Genomic DNA, 14,065 nt, shown 5'->3' on the forward strand with positions numbered 1-14,065 from the left:
TTCAAGCGGCACTATCCATGAACAAGCTGGAGTTGTATTTTCGCCTGGTCAGGCTGGACAAACCCATCGGCACGTTGCTGTTGCTGTGGCCGACCCTATGCGCGCTGTGGCTGGCGTCCAACGGCAAGCCCAGCCTGACGCTGGTGCTGATCTTCTCACTCGGCACGCTGTTGATGCGCTCGGCCGGCTGCGCGATGAACGACTACGCCGACCAGGACATCGACAAATTCGTCAAGCGCACGGCGCAGCGGCCCATCACCAGCGGGCGCATCAGCGGCAAGGAAGCGCTGGCGATCGCCGGCACGCTGGCGCTGCTGTCGTTCTGCCTGATCCTGCCGCTGAACGCGCTGACCAAGCAGCTGTCGGTGGCGGCCGTCATCATCGCCGGCACCTACCCCTACTTCAAGCGCTTCTTCGCGATTCCGCAAGCCTACCTGGGCATCGCCTTCGGCTTCGGCATTCCGATGGCGTTCGCCGCCATCCAGGACACGGTGCCGATGGTGGCCTGGGTGCTCCTGCTCGGCAACGTGTTCTGGGCCGTGGCCTACGACACCGAATACGCCATGGTCGACCGCGACGACGACCTCAAGATCGGCATCAAGACCTCGGCCATCACCTTCGGCCGCTACGACGTGGCGGCGGTGATGCTGTGCTACGCCGTGCATCTGGGCCTGCTGCTGGCCTGCGGCTGGCAGCTGGGCATGGGCCTGTGGTTCGCCGGCGGCGTGGCGGTGGCGGCGGGCATCGCCTGCTACCACTACACGCTGATCCGCGGGCGCGAGCGCGATCCCTGCTTCTACGCCTTCCGCCACAACAACTGGCTGGGCGCGGCGGTGTTCGCGGGCGTGGCGCTGGACTACGCGTTGAGGTGACACGATTGAGGCAGCGCAAAGCGCCGGCGCGGGTGCTGCCTACAATGGCTATCCCCTTCCAACCGACATCCGATGAGGTCACCATGGATCAGATTCAACAGAATGGCAAAGACGTCGCCGACAACCAGGCCGCCAGCACCGCCGCGCGCGACAGGCTGATGAACGAACTGAAGCACGCCATCGGCGAGGCCGAGGATTGGCTCAAGGACGCCGCCAAGGACCCGACGCCCGCCTCGGAAAACCGCGCCCGTTTCGACGACACGCTGCGCACCGCCAAGACCGACCTGCGCAAGCTGGAGGACAGCCTGATCGCCCGCAGCCGCGGCGCGGCCGAATCGGCCAACGTCTATGTGCGCGACAATCCGTGGAAATCGGTGGGGCTGGGTGCGGCGCTTGGTGTCGTCGTCGGGCTACTGATCGCCCGCAAGTAATTTCGAGGCATCTCTTCGTGCATGCAGCACGGCGAAAACAAGCAGACGAGATGGCTCCAAGCGGAAATATACAAAATAAGGAAAACGCTTCAATGGAATTCTTCGTGCATCCTTGTGCACACAAGGATATTGAAGCGGATGTCGAGCAGCAAGCGAAACGCGTTGCTTAAGCTCAGCCAAAAATTCGGTGCCCAAACCCTGGGGCTTCTGCTCGTACCACCTTGCTGCCTCGGCGACTTGCCCGCTCGCCGCCTGAGAGAACGTAACAGGGAGCGTCATTGGCGCATGCGTGCAATGGCTGCGGCTTCAACCTCATCCCACGTTAACACATCATTCGGGCTTGCATCATGCTCAGCTAAAAGCTGATCCAGCTCGGCTTTTAGCGCCGCAGTTGGCTGAGGTGCGTCGCCATTACGGACGATTCCGTCCCAGATGGCCTCGACCAGGGCAAGCTGATCTTCCACGGTCAGCTCGCTTACTTGCTGCAGCAAATGGCTATTCATGATGTACTCCCCAAGGGATACCAGTCTACCACCACGGCGCAACCGGAACGCGAACGGGGTTAAACGTCTACGTCAGCCGAACGAGGTACACCAGCCGCCGGCCGCCACCAGCTTGCCGGGGAAGATGGCGCAGCCGCCCATGTTGTTCGGGCCGTCCTCGTAGATCTGGCACTTGCTGCATTGGTCGCCCGCCTTGAAGTCGGGGAATTTGTGCCCGTCCACCTTGGCCGCGTCAATCACATAGTTGAACTCCTTGGCCAGCGGCTCGTCTTCCTTGAGCGGCACGCGGTCCTCGGCCCAGGCCATGCAGCCCAGCGTGGCGGCGGCCAGCCCGGCGCAGGAGTTCAAAATAAATACCCGGCGATTCGTCATCTTTTTTCCTTTCCGTCGCTGTCGCGCCACATGGTACGAACCCGGCAATGATACGCGGTTACGGCCCAAAACATGCTGCTATACTCAATGTTGCCAAGCACTCTACATCTAATAATTAGCATGAGGGGACGACATGTACAAGGCCATACGCGCAGTTGCTCTTTGCGGTACGATCAGCGCCCTGCTGGGTGCTTGCGGCAAGACCGAGGCGCCCGTCTCGGCGGAACAAGCCAGCGCCGACGCGGCGTTCCAGAAGAAGCTGCAGGAGCAGCTGCTCGACGCCAAACCCGGCAGCGTGGTCGAGATCCCGGCCGGCACCTATCATCTCACTAGCGGCCTGACCCTGCGCGGCAACGGCGTCACGGTGCGCGGCGCCGGCATGGACAAGACCATCCTCTCGTTCAAGGGCCAGGTCACCGGACCCGAGGGCATGCTGGTCTACGCCAGCAACTTCACCATCGAGGGCCTGACCATCGAAGACTCCAAGGGTGACGGCCTGAAGATCAACGACGGCGACAACATCACCATCCGCAAGGTCAAGGTGCAGTGGACCGGCGGCTCCAAGGTCACCAACGGCGCCTACGGCATCTACCCGGTCAAGACGCGCAACGTGCTGATCGAGGACAGCGTGGCCATCGCCGCGTCCGACGCCGGCATCTACGTCGGCCAGTCCAACGGCGTCGTGGTGCGCCGCTGCCGCGCCGAGCAGAACGTGGCCGGCATCGAGATCGAGAACACCATCAACGCCGACGTCTACGACAACGTCGCCACCAACAACACCGGCGGCATCCTGGTGTTCAACATGCCCAACCTGTCGCAGCCGGGGCACAGCACCCGCGTGTACAAGAACAAGGTCGACAAGAACAACCTCGGCAACTTCGCCGCGCGCGGCACGGCCGTGGCCAGCGTGCCGGCCGGCTCCGGCATCGTCATCAACTCCAATTCGAAAGTGGAGATCTTCGACAACGACGTCACCGACAACCAGACCGCCAACGTCATCATCTCCAGCTACCACTCCACCGGCTACTACACCGAGAAAGGAGTGGCCGCCGGCTACGACCCGTATCCAAAGGCGATCTACGTGTACGGCAACCGCTTCAAGGGCGGCGGCGATTCGCCCGACGGCCTCGATCTGAAGGCGCTGAAGATCGCCATGTACGGCATCAGCGGGCACCTGCCCGACGTGCTGTGGGACGGCTACGTCGACACCAAATTGCTGGTCAAGGGCGTGCTGCCGGCCGAGCAGCGCATCTGCATCCAGGACGGCGTGGACGTGCTGAACGCCGACGGTCCGAACAAATACAAGAACCCCAGCAAGGACACGGCGCCGTTCCGCTGCGAGCTGGCCAAGCTGCCACCGGTGACGATCACCCAACTCGCCGCGCAGTCATGATGGCGAGACTGAGCGCAGCAGCGTGCGCGCTGATGCTCGCGGCGTGCACGCAGACCCAGGCCCCGGTGAGCTTCATCACCGAAGGCAATCCGGCCAGGTTGAGCGACTGGCACCTGATGGCCGTCTCCGGCGGCCGCCTGAACCTGAACACCGGCGTGGTGCCCTATGACCTGAACACGCCGCTGTTCACCGACTACGCGCAGAAGCTGCGCACCGTGTGGATGCCGAAGGGCCAAAGCGCGGTCTACAACGCCGACACCAGCTTCGAGTTCCCCGTCGGGACCATCATCAGCAAGACCTTCTACTATCCGAAGGCGGACGGTCCCGCCAAGGCGGTGCTGGCCACCTACGACACCAGCAAAACCGGCGGCGACAAGCTCGACCTGGCCAACGTGCGCCTGGTCGAAACCCGGCTGCTGGTGCGCCGCGCCGATGGCTGGATCGCCCTGCCCTACGTCTGGAACGCCGAGCAGACCGAGGCCGTGCTCGCGCGCACCGGCGACCAGGTGCCGCTGGAGGTGGTGCACGAGGACCGCAGCCGCAAGCCCCTGACCTATGTGGTGCCCAACGTGAACCAGTGCGCGTCCTGCCACGTGGCCGATGTGAAGTCGCGCCAGTTCCAGCCGATCGGTCCCAAGGCGCGGCATATGAACCGCAGCTACAGCTACGACGGCGTGAGCGTCAACCAGCTCGATTACCTGGCGCGCATCGGCTACTTGACTGGCGTGCCGGCCAACGCGGCGACGGCCGCGCCGCACAACGCCAACTGGCGCGACCAGGGCCAGACGCTGGACGCGCGCGCCCGCGCCTACCTCGACATCAACTGCGCCCACTGCCACAACGACAAGGGCGCGGCCAACACCACGGCGCTGCACCTGAACATCGGCGCGCCGGCGGACCTGCATCTGGGCTTGTGCAAGCCGCCGGTGGCGGCGGGCGCGGGCACCGGCGGCCATGGCTACGGCATCGCGCCGGGCAAGCCGGATGAGTCGATCATGGTCTACCGGCTAAGCTCCGACCAGACCGGCATCATGATGCCGGAACTGGGACGCGGCTCGGTGCACAAGGAAGGCGTGGAACTGATACGCGCGTGGATCGCGGCGATGAAGCAAGGCTGCGACGGCGCCTAGCTTATGGCGCGACACGCTTGTCCTTGAAGAAGGTCCAGGTTTCGTCGGCGTATTCGATGTCGCCGTTTTGCTTGCCGAGTATCGACAGCATCAGCGGCGGCAGGCGGTGCGCGGCGCTGGGCTGCACGTGGCCGGCGTTTTCCATCTTCAGGAATTCGACCTGCACACTCTTGGGATCAGCGCCCCATACATAACGCACCAGCGACGTCTTATCGTCCGCATCGCGATGCGGCACCTGCGTGACGGCCGGCGCGGGCGGCAGCTGCGCCAGCTCGCGCCAATACTTCACCGACTCCTCTGCGCTCATGTTGGAGCCGCGCCCCGTCAATAGCGAGTGGCCGACTTCGCCGCCGGCGTAAGGCACGATCTTGTCCTCGGTCCCATGCGCCACCAGCATAGGCAAGGCGCGCTTGGGAGCCGGGCACAAATTCTTCACCGGCATGAGCATGTTCGACACCGCCACCGCCGCCAAGCGCGGCCCCAGCTCGATCGCCGCCCGGTACACCATGCCGCCGCCATTGGACATGCCGGACAAGTACACGCGCGACGGATCGGCGTTGTGCTGTGCCACCGCCTGGTCGATCAGCGCGGCGATGAAGCCGACATCGTCGGTCTTGGGATTGGAAGGAGCGTCGGCGCGGCAGTCGTTCCAGCCGCGCTGTCCGTCGCTGCCCCTGGCGCCGTCGGGCGCGATGAGCAGCAAGCCTTCGCGGTCGGCCACGTCCAGCCAGGCGGCGGCCGGATCGTCTATCCGGCCCTTGCCGAGGGTGAGATTGGCGGAACCCATGTGGCCATGCAGCAGAATCACCAGCGGCAGCTTGCCCGCCGCCGGCGACGCCGGCTGCGCCAGCAAATAGGTGCGCGGTCCTTCCGGCCGCTGCATCGTCTCGGCGACGATGGTCGCGGCGCCCGCCTGCAAAACGGTGAAGGCTGCAATCAAGGGGAGATATCGAACTACCGTCATCATGCAGCCTTTCGTCTTAGTTGGAGGAACCCAGCTCGTCGCCCATCTCCTTGCCGCGCTGCTGGGCCGCCTTCATCGCCTGGATAATCGCGCCCTTCACGCCACCGGCCTCCATGCTGGTCAGCGCCGCGTAGGTGGTGCCGCCCTTCGACGTCACGCGCTCGCGCAGCAGCGACACCGGCTCGGTCGACTGCACCGCCAGTTGCGAGGCGCCGGCGAAGGTGGCCAGCGCCAGTTGCCTGCCCTGCTCCGCGCTCAGGCCCATGTCCTGCGCGGCCTGCTGCATCGCCTCGATGAAGTAGAACACATAGGCCGGGCCGCTGCCCGAGACCGCCGTCACCGCGTCGATCTGCGACTCGTCGTCCAGCCACACCGTCGGGCCGACGGCGCGCAGGATATCGTCCGCCGCCTGCTTCTGTTGCGCGCTCACGCCGAGGGTGCAGGCCATGCCGGTGATGCCCATGCCGATCAGCGCCGGCGTGTTGGGCATGCAGCGCACGATGGCGCTGTAGCCGCCCAGCCAGCGCGACAGGTCCACGATGCGGATGCCGGCCGCGATCGAGACGATCAACGGCTGTTTGGATTTGTCGATCAGCGGCAGCAACTGCGCCGCCACTTCGCGCATGCTTTGCGGTTTGACCGCCAGCACGATCACGTCCGCCGCCGACACCGCGGCATCGGCGCCGCCGGCCGTGGTCACGCCGAACTGCTGGTGCAGGCGGGCCAGCGCTTCCGCGTTCGGATCGGCCACGTGGATGTTGGCGCCGGCGGTCAGTTTGTTGGCCAGTCCCGCGATCAGGGCGGAGGCCATGTTGCCGCCGCCGATAAATGCTATTTTCATCATCAAGCCTTGTTGTAGTTTCGTGAACCAAAAATGGCGCTGCCGATGCGCACGATGGTCGCGCCTTCGGCGATGGCGGCGCGCAGGTCGGCCGACATGCCCATCGACAGCGTGTCGAGCGCCAGGCCATCGGCGCGCAACTGCTCGTACAGCACGCGCAGCTGGGCGAAAGCCGCCCGCTGCTGCGCAAAGTCTTCGGCCGGCTCGGGGATCGCCATCAGGCCGCGCAAGGTGAGATTGGGCAGCGCCGCGACCTTGTGGGCCAGCGCCGCCAGTTCCGCCGGGGCCACGCCGCTCTTGCTGGCTTCCCCGCTGATATTCACCTGCAAACAAATCTGCAGCGGCGCCATGCCCTCAGGCCGCTGCTCGGACAGCCGCTGCGCGATCTTCTCGCGCTCGACCGTGTGCACCCAATCGAAGTGCTCGGCGATGGGGCGCGTCTTGTTGCTCTGGATCGGGCCGATGAAATGCCACTCGATCGCGGGCGCGCCGGCCGCCTTCAGCGCCGCGATCTTGTCCAGCGACTCCTGCAGGTAATTCTCGCCGAAGGCGCGCTGGCCGGCCTGCACCGCCTCCAGCACCGCCTCCGGCCCGAAGGTCTTGGAGACGGCCAGCAACTGCACCGATTGCGGCGCACGGCCAACATCTTGGGCTGCGGCAACGATTGTCGAGGTGATTGCTTGCAAGTTCTGGGGGATCAGGGACATAATCATCGAGTAAAAATCGTTAAAAACAAGGGCAGGCGCCGCAGCGGGCACCGCACCAACGTCAGGCACAGGGATTATAAATGGACATCTCCGAACTTCTCGCATTCTCCGTCAAGAACAAGGCCTCGGACCTGCACCTGTCGGCCGGGCTGCCGCCCATGATACGGGTACACGGCGACGTGCGGCGCATCAACCTGCCGCCGCTGGAGCACAAGGATGTGCACGGCATGATCTATGACATCATGAACGACGGCCAGCGCAAGGCCTACGAGGAGATGCTCGAATGCGACTTCTCGTTCGCCATTCCGGGCCTGGCGCGTTTCCGCGTCAACGCCTACAACCAGGAGCGCGGGGCGTCGGCGGTGTTGCGGACGATTCCATCCAAGATCCTCAGCCTGGAGGACCTGAACGCGCCCAAGATTTTTGCCGAGTTCGCGCTCAAGCCGCGCGGGCTGGTGCTGGTGACGGGGCCGACCGGCTCCGGCAAGTCGACCACGCTGGCGGCGATGGTCAACCACCTCAACGAAAACGAGTACGGCCACATCCTGACGATCGAGGATCCGATCGAGTTCGTGCACGAATCGAAGAAATGCCTGATCAACCAGCGCGAGGTGGGGCCGCACACGCTGTCGTTCAACAACGCGCTGCGTTCGGCGCTGCGCGAGGATCCGGACGCCATCCTGGTCGGCGAGCTGCGCGACTTGGAGACCATCCGGCTGGCCTTGTCGGCGGCCGAGACCGGGCACCTGGTGTTCGGCACGCTGCACACCTCGTCGGCGGCCAAGACCATCGACCGCATCGTCGACGTGTTCCCGGCCGATGAGAAGGAGATGGTGCGGGCGATGCTGTCGGAGTCGCTGCAGGCGGTGATCTCGCAGACGCTGCTCAAGACCAAGGACGGCAACGGCCGCGTGGCGGCGCACGAGATCATGGTGGCGACGCCGGCGATCCGCAACCTGATCCGCGAAGCCAAGATCGCGCAGATGTACTCGGCGATCCAGACCGGCAGCAACGTCGGCATGCAGACGCTGGACCAGAACCTGACGGACCTGGTGCGGCGCAACGTCATCAGCGCCGCCACCGCCCGCAACGCCGCCAAGACCCCGGACAACTTCCCCGGCTAAAAAATGGGGTCAAGTCTGACATTCGGACACGAACTCAACCCTAAAAATGGGGTCAAGTCTGGCATTCGGACACGAGCTCAGCCCTAGGCAGCGCCTACGGTTGAGCTCGTGTCCGAATGCCAGACTTGACCCCAAGCCCACGGCAGAGGTCGTGTCCGAATGTCAGACTTGACCCCAAAGTTGTTAACGAAAAAGGACACATCATGGAACGCGACCAGGCATCCAAATTCATGTTCGACCTGCTGCGGTTGATGACCAGCAAGAAGGGCTCGGACCTGTTCATCACCGCCGGATTTCCGCCCGCGATCAAGATCGATGGCAAGATGACGCCGGTGTCGTCGCAGGTGCTGACCTCGGCCCACACCATGGACCTGGCCCGCTCCATCATGAACGACAAGCAAACCGCGTCCTTCGAACTGACCAAGGAAGCCAACTTCGCCATCAGCCCCGGCGACCTGGGCCGCTTCCGGGTGTCGGCGTTTGTGCAGATGAGCTCGGTTGGGATGGTGCTGCGGACCATCACCAGCGAGATCCCCAAGCTCGAAGACCTCGGCCTGCCCGAGGTGCTCAAGGACGTGGTCATGTCCAAGCGCGGCCTGGTGATCATGGTCGGCGCCACCGGCTCGGGCAAGTCGACCACGCTGGCCGCCATGGTCGGCTACCGCAACGAGAACAGCTACGGCCACATCATCACCATCGAGGATCCGGTCGAGTACGTCCACCCGCACAAGAATTGCATCGTCACCCAGCGCGAGGTCGGGGTCGACACCGACGACTGGGCGGTGGCGCTGAAGAACACGCTGCGCCAGGCGCCGGACGTGATCCAGATCGGCGAGATCCGCGACCGCGAAACCATGGACCACGCGATCGCTTTCGCCGAGACCGGCCACCTGTGCCTGGCCACGCTGCACGCCAACAGCGCCAACCAGGCGCTCGACCGCATCATCAACTTCTTCCCCGAGGAACGCCGCCAGCAGCTGCTGATGGACCTGTCGCTCAACCTGAAGGGCATGATCTCCCAGCGCCTGATCCCGCGCAAGGAATCCAAGGGCCGCGCGGTGGCCATCGAGATCATGCTCAACTCGCCGCTGATCTCCGACCTGATCTTCAAGGGCGAAGTGCACGAGATCAAGGAACTGATGAAGAAGTCGCGCGAGCTGGGCATGCAGACCTTCGACCAGTCGCTGTTCGACCTGCACGAGGCCGACATCATCAGCTACGAGGACGCGCTGCGCAACGCCGACTCCGTCAACGACCTGCGCCTGGCCATCAAGCTCGAAGGCAAGGCCGCCAAGAACCGCGACCTCTCGGCCGGCACCGAACACCTCGGCCTCATCTAAAACCAAAGGAACATTTTGAACACACTCTACGACATCACCGCCGACAGCCTGTCCGGCGCCCCCATCAAGCTGGACCAGTACAAGGGCCAGGTCCTGCTGATCGTCAACACCGCCAGCAAGTGCGGCTTCACGCCGCAATACCAGGGCCTGGAGGCGATCTACCAGCAGTTCAAGGACCAGGGCGCGGTGGTGTTGGGCTTCCCCTGCAACCAGTTCGGCGCGCAGGAGCCGGGCCAGGCCGACGAGATCGGCGCCTTCTGCCAAAAGAACTACGGCGTCACCTTCCCGCTGTTCGCCAAGATCGACGTCAACGGCAGCAACGCTCATCCGTTGTTCATCAAGCTGAAAAAGGACGCCCCCGGCATCCTCGGCACCGAGGCCATCAAATGGAACTTCACCAAGTTCCTGATCCGCAAGGACGGCAGCGTCTACAAGCGCTACGCCCCCGCCACCAAGCCCGAGGAGCTGGCCGCCGACATCGCTAAACTGCTGGCGGAATAAGACAGTCCCGGCGGCAGGACATAAAAAATTGTAAAAAGAGTGAAAACGTTTTCCAAAAAACGTGCTTTCGGTTAACTTTTCGGTAATAATGGCCGTTGGTCATTTCCAAGAATCGAATCCGTCGCCTATGTCGTTGTTTGGAAAACTACTGTCGCGCTGGATGCGGATGGGGACTTACTCCCGCTTGTTCGTCCCTATCTTCCTCATCATCGCCGTCGTGGTGGGCTTGCGATATACCTTGTTGTTCCAGTCCGAAACCGCCTACGCCAACGCCCGCTACCAGAAGGACGCCGGCGAACTGGGCGTCTACCTGCACAAGGCGCTGCTGCCGGCCCTGGCCACGCCGGACCGCGCCGCCCTCGACAACACCCTGGCCGGCGCCCTGCTGCTGGAGGCCGACCTGGTGGCGGCGCGGCTGGACTACGCCGGCGGCCATCTCGAAGCGTTGCGCAGCGCGGCGCCGCCGCCCGACTACCCGGACTGGTTCCGCAACCTCGACGGCCTGCAGCCGATCAACCGCACCGTCTACATCGGCAACGCCAGCCTGGTGCTGGCCTTCGAACCGACGCTGCCGCTGGCCCAGGTGTGGCGCACGCTGCACCAGCAGGCCATCATCTCGCTGATCAACATCTCCATCATCTACACACTGCTGGGCATCATCATCTTCGTCAACCAGCGCATGCTGCAGCGCGTGACCGAGACCACCACCCGCTTCCAGAACGGCGACCACGGCGTGCGCCTGCCGGTGCGCGGCACGCCCGAGGCGCGCATGCTGGCCGTCACCTTCAACAACATGGCGCAGCGCGTGCAGGCGCTGGTGCACAAGCTGCAGCAAAGCCAGCACAAACTGAGCGAGCAGCTGGCGCAAACGCTGGAGGCGCAGGCGCTGCTGCAGGTGGAGAAGGAACGCATCGAGGTCACGCTGGCGTCGATCGGCGACGCCGTCATCACCACCGATTTGAACGGCAAGATCGCCACCGTCAACGACGTCGCCGAGCAGCTCACCGGCTGGTCCGAGGCATGCGCGCGCGGCATGGAGCTGCACCAGGTGTTCGTGTTGGCGAATAACTTCGGCCAGCACTCGCTGCTCAAGGCGATGGCGCAGATCTACGCCGGCGGCGACGTGATCAAGGTCGGCAACCAGAGCCTGCGCAACCGCCTCGGCGAAATCGTCACCGTCGAATACACCGCCAACGCGATCCGCTCCGCGCACAACGAGGTGCAGGGCTCTGTGCTGGTGTTCCGCGACGTGACCGAGCGCCGCCAGCTGATGCAGCAGATCTCCTGGCAGAGCAACCACGACATCCTGACCGGCCTGCCCAACCGCGCGGCGCTGGCCAGCCGCTTCGAGCAGGAGGTGGCGCGCGCCCGCGAAGAGGGCTACCTGCTGGCCGTGTGCCTGTTCGACCTCGATCATTTCCAGCACGTGAACCAGACCATGGGCCAGCACGTCGGCGACGAGATCCTCAAGCAGGCCGCCAGCCGCCTGCACGATTTCGCCGGCCAGCGCCATTACGCGGCGCGCCTGGGCGGCGACGAATTCGTGCTGCTGCTGCCGGAGATGAACGGCCGCGCCGCCGTCGAGCAGGCGCTGGACCGCCTGATGACGGCGCTGTCGCGCGACTACGTGTGCGCGGGCAAGGCGGTCGGCATGTCGGCCAGCGCCGGCGTGGCGGTCTACACCGGCAACGAGATCAGCGCCGACAGCCTGCTGCGCCACGCCGACCAGGCGCTGTACCAGGCCAAGATCATGGGCCGCCACCGCTATCACTTCTTCGACGCCGACCTGGACGAACAGGTGCGCACCCACCACAACCGCCGCACCGAGGTGCGCGCCGCGCTGCGCGCCGGCGAGCTGCGGCTCTACTACCAGCCCAAGCTGGACATGCGCAAGGGCCGCATCGTCGGCATGGAGGCGCTGCTGCGCTGGGCGCATCCGCTGCGCGGCGTGGTCGGACCGATGGACTTCCTGCCCATCGTCGAACACAGCGACGTGATCGTCGACATCGGCGAGTGGGTGCTGCGCGAGGCCTTGCGCCAGCTGCAGTTCTGGCGCGCGTTCGACGCGCGCTGGGTCATCAGCGTGAACATCGCGGCGCGCCATTTCCAGCGCGCCGATTTCGTCGCCCGCCTGAAGGGCATCCTGGCCGAGTTCCCGGACGTGCCCCCGCACATGCTGGAGCTGGAGATCCTGGAGTCGTCCGCGCTGAGCGACATCGCCCATGTGCGCAGCATCATGCTCGATTGCCAGGCGCTGGGCATCAGCTTCGCGCTGGACGATTTCGGCACCGGCTATTCGTCGATGTCCTATCTGAAGCGGCTGCCGGCGGACATGCTGAAGATCGACCAGAGCTTCGTGCGCAACATGCTGGTCGACCGCGACGACCTGCACCTGGTGAGCGCCGTCATCGGCCTGGCCAAGTCCTTCGGCCTGGGCGTGATCGCCGAGGGCGTGGAGACCATCGAGCATGGCGCCATGCTGATGCGCCTGGGCTGCGATCTGGTGCAGGGCTACGGCATCGCCCGGCCGATGCCGGCGGACGACGTGCTGCCGTGGGTCGCCAGCTTCAACACCGCGGGCGTGTGGCAGGCGGCCGCGCAGCTGCCGCCCATCCTCAGCCTGCACGGCGAGCCGGCCGGCGGCACGGCGCAGATGCCGCTATTTATTCAGGGCTGAGTCGAGCAGTTCGATCCAGTGGCTGACCGGCGTGTCCGTGCCCGATTGCAGGTGCGCGGTGCAGCCCACGTTGGCCGAGACGATGGCGGTGGCGCCGGTGTCGGCCAGGTTGGCCAGCTTGCGGTCGCGCAGCTGCAGCGACAATTCCGGCTGCAGCAGCGAGTACGTGCCCGCCGAACCGCAGCACAGATGGCTGTCCGCGCACAGCACCACGTCCACGCCGACCGCGCGCAGCACGCCCTCCACCTTGCCGCGTATCTGCTGGCCGTGCTGCAGCGTGCAGGGCGGATGATAGGCCACGCGCTCCCTGATGCTCACGCGGCGCGTCAGCTCCTCCTCGAATTGCGGCATCACCTCGCTCAGGTCGCGCGTCAGCTCGGAGATGCGCTGCGCCCTGCCGGCGTAGGCGCTGTCGTGCGCCAGCAGGTGTCCGTATTCCTTGACCGTGACGCCGCAGCCGGATGCCGTCATCACGATGGCTTCCACCGCGCCGTCCTGCACGTACGGCCACCAGGCGTCGACGTTGCGGCGCATGTCGTCCAGCGCCGCCTCCTGGTCGTTGAGGTGGTGGCGCAGCGCGCCGCAGCAGCCGGCCTTGGGCGCGACGACCAGCTGCACGCCCAGCGCGTCGAGCACGCGCGCGGTGGCGGCGTTGATGTTGGGCGCCATCGCCGGCTGCGTGCAGCCTTCCAGCACCAGCATCTTGCGCGCGTGCTGGCGCGACGGCCACACGCCGGCGCCTTGCATCGCCGGGATCTTGTCCTGCATCGCCGGCGAGAGCAGCGGCCGGAACACCTGCCCGGCACGCAGCGCCGCCTTGAACAGCGCCTTGCGCGGCAAGCCTTCCTTCAATACCAGCCGCTTCATGCGTTCGGCGAACGGGCGCTGCACGCGCTCCTCCACCACCTTGCGGCCGATGTCGATCAGGCGGCCGTATTTGACGCCGGACGGACAGGTGGTCTCGCAGTTGCGGCAGGTCAGGCAGCGGTCCAGGTGGGTCTGGGTCTTGGCCGTGACCGGCGCGCCTTCCAGCACCTGCTTGATCAGGTAGATGCGGCCGCGCGGGCCATCCAGCTCGTCGCCCAGCAGCTGGTAGGTGGGACAGGTGGCGGTGCAGAAGCCGCAGTGGACGCAGGCGCGCAGGATGGCGTCGGCCTCTTCGCCTTCGCGGGTGTGCTTGATGAAATCGGCGAGATTGGTTTGCATGGGG

15 protein-coding genes are annotated in these 14,065 nt (G+C 65.1%); 8 read left to right on the forward strand and 7 right to left on the reverse strand.

The genetic code is table 11. The features are described from left to right. Window positions 1-17 precede the first annotated feature (17 nt). Window positions 18-872, forward strand: coding sequence for a 4-hydroxybenzoate octaprenyltransferase (gene ubiA, locus HUX88_RS06680; RefSeq protein ID WP_176361241.1), 855 nt, complete (start codon window positions 18-20; stop codon window positions 870-872). Between the two features lie 83 nt (window positions 873-955). Further along, window positions 956-1,303 carry a YqjD family protein gene (locus HUX88_RS06685; RefSeq protein ID WP_117012955.1) on the forward strand — a complete coding sequence of 116 codons (348 nt, stop codon included), beginning with the start codon at window positions 956-958 and terminating at the stop codon, window positions 1,301-1,303. Here the strand turns inward: HUX88_RS06685 and HUX88_RS33240 are convergent. From HUX88_RS33240 to HUX88_RS06700, 3 genes are all read right to left on the reverse strand, one after another. Next, window positions 1,283-1,582 (reverse strand): type II toxin-antitoxin system RelE/ParE family toxin, encoded by a 300-nt coding sequence (locus HUX88_RS33240; RefSeq protein WP_117012954.1) that lies wholly within the window; start codon window positions 1,580-1,582, stop codon window positions 1,283-1,285. The genes HUX88_RS06685 and HUX88_RS33240 overlap by 21 nt on opposite strands. Continuing rightward, on the reverse strand, window positions 1,579-1,806 hold the full coding sequence (locus tag HUX88_RS06695) for an addiction module protein (protein ID WP_117012953.1): 228 nt from the start codon (window positions 1,804-1,806) through the stop codon (window positions 1,579-1,581). Before HUX88_RS06695 ends, HUX88_RS33240 begins: the two co-directional genes overlap by 4 nt. A 72-nt stretch (window positions 1,807-1,878) precedes the next feature. After that, window positions 1,879-2,178, reverse strand: a complete 300-nt coding sequence (locus HUX88_RS06700; RefSeq protein ID WP_117012952.1) for a high-potential iron-sulfur protein — start codon at window positions 2,176-2,178, stop codon at window positions 1,879-1,881. 133 nt (window positions 2,179-2,311) lie between these two features. Here HUX88_RS06700 and HUX88_RS06705 point away from each other — a divergent pair, with 133 nt between their 5' ends. Both HUX88_RS06705 and HUX88_RS06710 read left to right on the forward strand, forming a co-directional pair. Beyond that, window positions 2,312-3,571, forward strand: coding sequence for a parallel beta-helix domain-containing protein (locus HUX88_RS06705; protein WP_176361242.1), 1,260 nt, complete (start codon window positions 2,312-2,314; stop codon window positions 3,569-3,571). After that, complete coding sequence (locus HUX88_RS06710; RefSeq protein WP_229219228.1) at window positions 3,571-4,701, forward strand: SO2930 family diheme c-type cytochrome; 1,131 nt, start codon at window positions 3,571-3,573, stop codon at window positions 4,699-4,701. Before HUX88_RS06705 ends, HUX88_RS06710 begins: the two co-directional genes overlap by 1 nt. Window position 4,702: 1 nt before the next feature. Here HUX88_RS06710 and HUX88_RS06715 read toward each other — a convergent pair whose 3' ends face one another. Genes HUX88_RS06715 through HUX88_RS06725 form a run of 3 tightly spaced genes read right to left on the reverse strand, consistent with a single transcriptional unit; the run spans window position 4,703 to window position 7,213 of the window. Further along, a complete protein-coding gene (locus HUX88_RS06715) occupies window positions 4,703-5,641 on the reverse strand; it encodes a PHB depolymerase family esterase (RefSeq protein ID WP_229219229.1) in 939 nt (312 codons plus the stop codon). A 40-nt stretch (window positions 5,642-5,681) separates the two neighbouring features. Further along, window positions 5,682-6,506: a pyrroline-5-carboxylate reductase gene (gene proC, locus HUX88_RS06720; protein ID WP_176361370.1), complete on the reverse strand. Its 825-nt coding sequence runs from the start codon at window positions 6,504-6,506 to the stop codon at window positions 5,682-5,684. A gap of 2 nt (window positions 6,507-6,508) precedes the next feature. Then, entirely contained in the window at window positions 6,509-7,213 is a 705-nt protein-coding gene (locus HUX88_RS06725) for a YggS family pyridoxal phosphate-dependent enzyme (protein WP_176361245.1), read from the reverse strand. An 80-nt stretch (window positions 7,214-7,293) separates the two neighbouring features. Between HUX88_RS06725 and HUX88_RS06730 the strand changes: the two genes are divergently transcribed. From HUX88_RS06730 to HUX88_RS06745, 4 genes are all read left to right on the forward strand, one after another. Beyond that, the gene (locus HUX88_RS06730; protein ID WP_117012947.1) at window positions 7,294-8,337 is read left to right on the forward strand and encodes a type IV pilus twitching motility protein PilT; all 1,044 of its coding nucleotides are present in this window, start codon (window positions 7,294-7,296) and stop codon (window positions 8,335-8,337) included. 203 nt (window positions 8,338-8,540) lie between these two features. Continuing rightward, entirely contained in the window at window positions 8,541-9,677 is a 1,137-nt protein-coding gene (locus HUX88_RS06735; RefSeq protein ID WP_117012946.1) for a PilT/PilU family type 4a pilus ATPase, read from the forward strand. A 15-nt stretch (window positions 9,678-9,692) separates the two neighbouring features. Further along, a complete protein-coding gene (locus tag HUX88_RS06740; RefSeq protein ID WP_176361246.1) occupies window positions 9,693-10,178 on the forward strand; it encodes a glutathione peroxidase in 486 nt (161 codons plus the stop codon). Between the two features lie 166 nt (window positions 10,179-10,344). After that, on the forward strand, window positions 10,345-12,855 hold the full coding sequence (locus HUX88_RS06745; protein WP_176361247.1) for an EAL domain-containing protein: 2,511 nt from the start codon (window positions 10,345-10,347) through the stop codon (window positions 12,853-12,855). Here HUX88_RS06745 and glcF read toward each other — a convergent pair. Continuing rightward, window positions 12,838-14,061: a glycolate oxidase subunit GlcF gene (gene glcF, locus HUX88_RS06750; protein ID WP_176361248.1), complete on the reverse strand. Its 1,224-nt coding sequence runs from the start codon at window positions 14,059-14,061 to the stop codon at window positions 12,838-12,840. The genes HUX88_RS06745 and glcF overlap by 18 nt on opposite strands. Between the last annotated feature and the right edge of the window lie 4 nt (window positions 14,062-14,065).

Origin of the sequence: Duganella sp. BJB1802 (assembly GCF_013369445.1) — a bacterium.
GTDB classification, from domain to species: Bacteria; Pseudomonadota; Gammaproteobacteria; order Burkholderiales; family Burkholderiaceae_D; genus Rugamonas; species Rugamonas vulcania_A.